This is a genomic window from Streptomyces sp. NPDC053560, assembly GCF_044544605.1.
Taxonomy (GTDB): domain Bacteria; phylum Actinomycetota; class Actinomycetes; order Streptomycetales; family Streptomycetaceae; genus Streptomyces.
Genome location: NZ_JBITXI010000027.1, coordinates 11575 through 17851, shown reverse-complemented (window position 1 = coordinate 17851; position 6277 = coordinate 11575). Strand labels below are relative to the sequence as shown.

Sequence of the window (6277 nt, the reverse complement as noted above, 5' to 3'; positions counted from 1 at the left end):
TTCATCTCGCGCGAAACATCTGAGGAAGGTGCACGGACGATGCCGGACGAAAAGAAGCTCGTCGATTACCTGAAATGGGTCACGGCGGATCTCCACCAGACCCGCCGGCGCCTCCAGGAGGCGGAGTCGGGCCGCCACGAGCCGGTGGCGATCGTCGGCATGGCGTGCCGCTTCCCCGGGGGCGTGCGTTCCCCTGAGGACCTGTGGGAGCTGCTGGCCGACGGGCGCGACGCGGTCTCCGGCTTCCCTGACGACCGCGGCTGGGACCTGGAGACGCTGGCCGGCGACGGGGAGGGCCGCAGCGCCACGCAGGAGGGCGGCTTCCTGCACGACGTGGCCGACTTCGACCCCGGCTTCTTCGACATCTCCCCGCGCGAGGCCCTCGCCATGGACCCGCAGCAGCGGCTCCTCCTGGAGACGGCGTGGGAAGCGGTCGAGCGGTCCGGCGTCGACCCGCGGTCGCTGCGCGGCAGCCGTACCGGCGTCTTCGTCGGCACCAACGGCCAGGACTACGCGCACCTGGTCCTGGCCGCCCAGGACGACATGGGCGGCTACGCGGGCAACGGGCTCGCGGCCAGCGTGATGTCGGGCCGGCTGTCGTTCGCCCTCGGTTTCGAGGGCCCGGCCGTCACTCTCGACACCGCCTGCTCCTCCTCCCTGGTGACCCTGCACCTCGCGGCGCAGGCCGTCCGGGCCGGGGAGTGCGGTCTAGCGCTGGCCGGCGGCGTCACCGTGATGACGACCTCGTCGAGCTTCGCCGGCTTCAGCCTCCAGGGCGGTCTGGCGCCGGACGGCCGCTGCAAGGCGTTCTCCGACGCGGCCGACGGCACCGGCTGGTCCGAGGGCGTCGGCATGCTCGTCGTCGAGCGCCTCGCCGACGCCCGGCGCAACGGCCACCCGGTCCTCGCCGTGCTGCGCGGCTCCGCCGTCAACCAGGACGGCGCGTCCAACGGCCTGACTGCGCCCAACGGCCCGGCCCAGCAGCGGGTCATCCGCCAGGCGCTGGCCGGTGCCGGCCTGACGCCGGCCGACGTGGACGCGGTGGAGGCACACGGCACCGGCACCTCCCTCGGCGACCCCATCGAGGCCGGCGCCCTCCTCGCCACCTACGGCCAGGACCGCGACCCCGACCGTCCGCTCCGGCTCGGCTCGGTGAAGTCCAACCTCGGCCACACCCAGGCGGCCGCCGGCGTCGCCGGTGTCATCAAGATGGTCATGGCGCTGCGCAACGGACTGCTGCCGCGGACCCTGCACGTCGACCGGCCGTCCTCGTACGTGGACTGGGAGGCCGGCCACGTACGCCTGCTCACCGAGCCCGTCCCCTGGCCCGGCGGCGAGCGGGTGCGCCGGGCCGGCGTGTCGTCCTTCGGCATCAGCGGCACCAACGCCCACGTCATCCTCGAAGAGGCCCCCGCCGCCACCGCGGAGGGGGAGCCCGCCGAGCAACCGGACACCGCTCCGCGGACCCACGTGGCGCGCGCGGTGCCCTGGCCGGTCTCGGCGCGCCGCGCCGCCGCCCTCGACGTCCAGGTGACGCGGGTGCGGGAACTGGCCGGCCGGGACGGCCACGACGCGTCCGACATCGGCTTCGCGCTGGCCACCACCCGTACCGCCTTCGAACACCGAGCGCTCCTGGTGGCCGAGGGGGACACGCTCACCGAGGCGGCCCGCGGCCGTACCGCCACCGGTGAGCGCGGCGGCCTCGCCGTCCTGTTCTCCGGCCAGGGCTCGCAGCGCCTGGGCATGGGCCGCGAACTCCACGCGCGGTACCCGGTGTTCGCCGCGGCCTTCGACGAGACGCTCGCCCTGCTCGACGAGCGGCTCGGCCACCCGCTGCGCGACGTCGTCTGGGGCGAGGACCGTGCCCTCCTGGACGACACCGGCCACACCCAGCCCGCCCTCTTCGCGGTCGAGGTCGCGCTGTACCGCCTGCTCGAATCCTGGGGGCTGCGCCCGGACCACGTGGCCGGGCACTCCGTCGGCGAGATCACCGCGGCACACGTCGCCGGCGTGCTGTCCCTGGCCGACGCCTGCACGCTGGTCGCCGCCCGTGCCACGCTCATGCGGGAGCTGCCGGAGGGCGGCGCGATGGTCGCGCTGCGCGCCACCGAGGGCGAGGTACGGCCGCTGCTGGGCGAGCGCGTCTCGATCGCCGCCGTCAACGGTCCCGAGGCCGTCGTCGTCTCCGGCGACGAGACCGCCGTACTCGACCTGGCCGGACACTTCCGGGAGCAGGGCCGCCGCACGACCCGGCTGCCGGTCAGCCACGCCTTCCACTCGCCGCTCATGGACCCGATGCTCGACGCCTTCGGGAAGGCCGTCGCGGGGCTCACCTTCGCCGAGCCGGCCGTACCCGTCGTCTCCAACCTCACCGGCGGCCCGGCCACGGCCGAGGAACTGGCGACCCCGCACTACTGGGTGTGCCACGTGCGCCAGGCCGTCCGCTTCGGCGACGGCGTCCGCACCCTCGCCGACCGCGGCGTCCGCACCTTCCTCGAACTGGGCCCGGACGGCGTGCTGTCCGCCCTCGTCGGGGAGAACGTCCAGGACTCCGCCGTCACCGCGGTCCCCGCCCTGCGCAAGGACCAGCCGGAGGAGACCACGGTGCTCGGCGCGCTGGGCGCGCTCTGGGTGCACGGCGCGGACGTCGACTGGGACGCCGTGTTCGCCGGCACCCGCAGCCCGCAGGCCACCCCCGTGGACCTGCCGACCTACCCCTTCCAGCGCGAGCGCTACTGGCCGACGGTGCGCGCTGTCGCCGGCGACCCGGCCGGGCTCGGCCTGAGCGCCGCCGGGCACCCGCTGCTCGGCGCGGCCGTCGTCCTCGCCGACTCCGACGAGGCCGTCCTCACCGGCCGCCTCTCGCCCCAGACCCACCCCTGGCTCGGCGAGCACCGCGTCGACGGCCGGATCACCGTCCCCGGCGCGGTCCTCGCCGAGCTCGCCGTACGGGTCGGCGACCAGAGCGGCACGCCGCGGGTGGCCCGGCTCGACCTGCTGGCAGGGCTCACCCTCGGCGACCGCGAGGCCGTCATCCTTCAGGTCCGCACCGGAGCTGCCGACGCGTCCGGGCACCGGCCGCTCACCGTGCACGCCCGTCCCGCGGCCGCGGACGACGCGCCGTGGACGACGTACGCCCGCGGGCTGCTGACCCCCGAGGACGGCAGCGAGGCCACCGGCAGCGCCGGCCTCGCCGAGTGGCCGCCCCGGGACGTACGGGCGGTGTCCGTCGCGCAGCTGGACGAGCGGGCCGCCGCGTCCGGACACTCCTACGGCCCGCCCTTCCAGGGCCTCACCGGCGTGTGGCACCGCGACGGCGAGGTCTTCGCCGAGGTCGCGCTGCCCGCCGCCACCGGCCCCGACAGCGGCTTCGGCATCCACCCCGCGCTGCTGGCCACCGCCGTACGCGCCGCCGCGGCGCTCGACGCGGACGGCGTACCGGAGCCGGCCGGCTTCGGCGGTCTCGTCCTGCACGCCACCGGCGCCACCGCACTGCGCGTCCGCATCACCGGCACCGGGCCCGGCACCCTGGCCCTCACGGCCGTGGACGCCGCGGGCGACCCGGTCCTCACCGTCGACGAGATCGTCCTCGGCGCCGGCCAGGACCGAGCGGACGCCGCGCAGGCCGCACTCGGCGGCCAGGGCGACCTCTTCGGCCTGGACTGGGTGCCCGTCACCGCCGGCGCCCGCGCCACCGGCACCCGCTGGGCCGTCGTCGGCGCCGACGAACTCGACCTCGGCTACGCGATGCACCGCGCCGACGAGACCGTCAGCGTCTACGCCGAGTCCCTCGGCGGAGCCATCGGCGACAGCGGCCCGGCCCCCGACGTCTTCCTCGTCCCCGTCGTCGGCGACCCGGCCGGCGGCCCGGGGGCGGTGCACGCGCTCACCTCGCGCGTCCTCGGCCTGCTCCAGGAGTGGCTGGCCGAGCCGCGACTGGCCGGCTCCCGCCTCGTCTTCGTCACCCGCGGCGCCGTCGCGGTGGCCGGCGAGACCGTCAAGGACCTGGCCGGCGCTGCCGTCTGGGGCCTGGTGCGTACCGCGCAGACCGAGCATCCCGGCAGCCTGCTCCTCGTCGACCTCGACGACGCTTTCCTGTCCGCCGGTGTCCTGCCCGACGTCCTCACACTCGACGAACAGCAGCTGGTCGTCCGCGACCACGCCGTGCGCGCCGCCCGTCTGGCCCGGCTGCCGGAGCCGGCCGCGGACGCCACCCCCGCCCGCGCGTGGGACCCGGACGGTACCGTCCTGATCACCGGCGGCACCGGCGGCCTCGGCGCCGCCCTCGCCCGCCACCTCGTCACCGCCCGCGGCGCCCGCCGCCTGCTGCTCGCCGGCCGCCGCGGCCCCGACGCGCCGGGCGCCCATGAGCTGGCGGCCGAACTGGGCGGCCTGGGCGCGGAGGTCACCCTGGCCGCCTGCGACGTCGGCGACCGCGCCGCACTCCGCGCGCTGCTGGCGTCGGTCCCCGCCGAACACCCGCTGACCGCCGTTGTGCACACCGCGGGCGTGCTCGACGACGCGCTCACCGGCTCCCTCACCCCGGAGTCCCTGGCCACCGTCCTGCGGCCGAAGGCGGACGCCGCCTGGCACCTGCACGAGGCGACCCGGGACCAGGACCTCGCGGCCTTCGTGCTGTACTCGTCGGTGTCCGGCGTCCTCGGCAGCCCGGGCCAGGGCAACTACGCCGCCGCCAACGCCTACCTCGACGCGCTGGCCCGGCACCGCGCGGACCAGGGCCTGCCGGGCGTGTCGCTCGCCTGGGGCCCGTGGGGCCGAGGGAGCGGCATGACCAGCCAGGTCAGCGACGTCGACCTGGAGCGCATGGCGCGCGGCGGCCTGCCCCCGCTGAGCATCGAGGACGGTCTGGCGCTGTTCGACGCCGCCACCGCCCGTCCGGAGGCGGCGATCGTCCCCAGCCGTGTCAACGTCGCCGGACTCCAGGCGCAGCAGGCGCTGCCCGCGCTCTGGCTCGACCTGGTGCCGCGTACCCGCCGTACCGCGGCCGCCGCCGACCGCTCGCCCGTCACGGTGCGCGAGCGGCTCGCCTCCCTCGACGCGGCCGGCCGGGAACGGCTGCTCACCGAGCTCGTCGTCGGCTACGCCGCCGGGCTGCTCGGCCACGGCGACCCCGCCGCCGTCGACCCCGAGCGGGGCTTCCTGGAGCTGGGCTTCGACTCGCTGGTCTCCGTCAGCCTGCGCAACCAGCTCGCCGAGATCCTCGGCCTGCGCCTGCCGACCTCGGTCGTCTTCGACCACAAGACGCCCGCCAAGCTCGCCCGGTGGCTGGACCAGGAGCTCGGCGACGCCCCGGAGCCGGGCACCGCCGCGACGACCGTGGCGGCCCGCCCCGCGCAGCACGCCGACGACACGCTGGAGGGCTTGTTCTACAACGCGGTGCGCGGCGGCAAGCTCGTCGAGGCCATGCGGATGCTGAAGGCCGTTGCCAACACCCGGCCGATGTTCGAGACGCCCGCTGAGCTGGAGCAGCTGTCCGAGCCCGTCACGCTCGCCGACGGCCCCGGCAGCCCTCGGCTGATCTTCGTGAGCGCACCGGGCGCCACCGGCGGCGTGCACCAGTACGCCCGCATCGCGGCACACTTCCGCGGCAAGCGCCATGTCTCGGCCCTGCCGCTGATGGGCTTCGCGCCCGGCGAGCTGCTGCCCGCCACCAGCGAGGCCGCGGCCCGTATCGTCGCCGAGAGCGTGCTGATGGCCAGCGACGGCGAGCCCTTCGTCATGGTCGGCCACTCCACCGGAGGCTCGCTCGCCTACCTCGCCGCGGGTGTCCTGGAGGACACCTGGGGCGTCCGCCCGGAGGCGGTCGTCCTGCTCGACACCGCCTCCATCCGTTACCGCCCGGGCGAGGGCAACGACCTGGACCGCACCACGCGCTTCTACCTGGCCGACATCGACTCGCCGTCGGTGACGCTGAACAGCGCGCGGTTGTCGGCGATGGCCCACTGGTTCATGACCATGACCGACATCGAGGCACCCGCCACGACCGCGCCGACCCTCCTGGTGCGCGCCGCGCGGGACCTCGACGGCTTCCAGCTCGACACCTCCTCGGTCCCCGCCGACGAGGTCCGCGACATCGAGGCCGACCACCTGTCCCTCGCCATGGAGCACTCGGCGCTGACCGCGCAGACCATCGAAGGATGGCTCGGCGAGCTGCCGGCCGCCGAAGCATAAGAGCCTGTCCGGGCCCCGGCCGGGGCCCGGACAGGCTCCGGGAGCCGGACCCGGCCGGGCTTCCACCACGCCGGCCGGGCCCCTT

Annotated in this window: 1 protein-coding gene; it reads left to right on the top strand. The window is 75.9% G+C overall.

What is annotated here, in order from left to right:
- The first annotated feature begins 3 nt into the window (after positions 1–3).
- Entirely contained in the window at positions 4–6192 is a 6189-nt protein-coding gene (locus ACIGQF_RS38105; RefSeq protein WP_399720577.1) for a type I polyketide synthase, read from the top strand.
- Positions 6193–6277 lie beyond the last annotated feature (85 nt).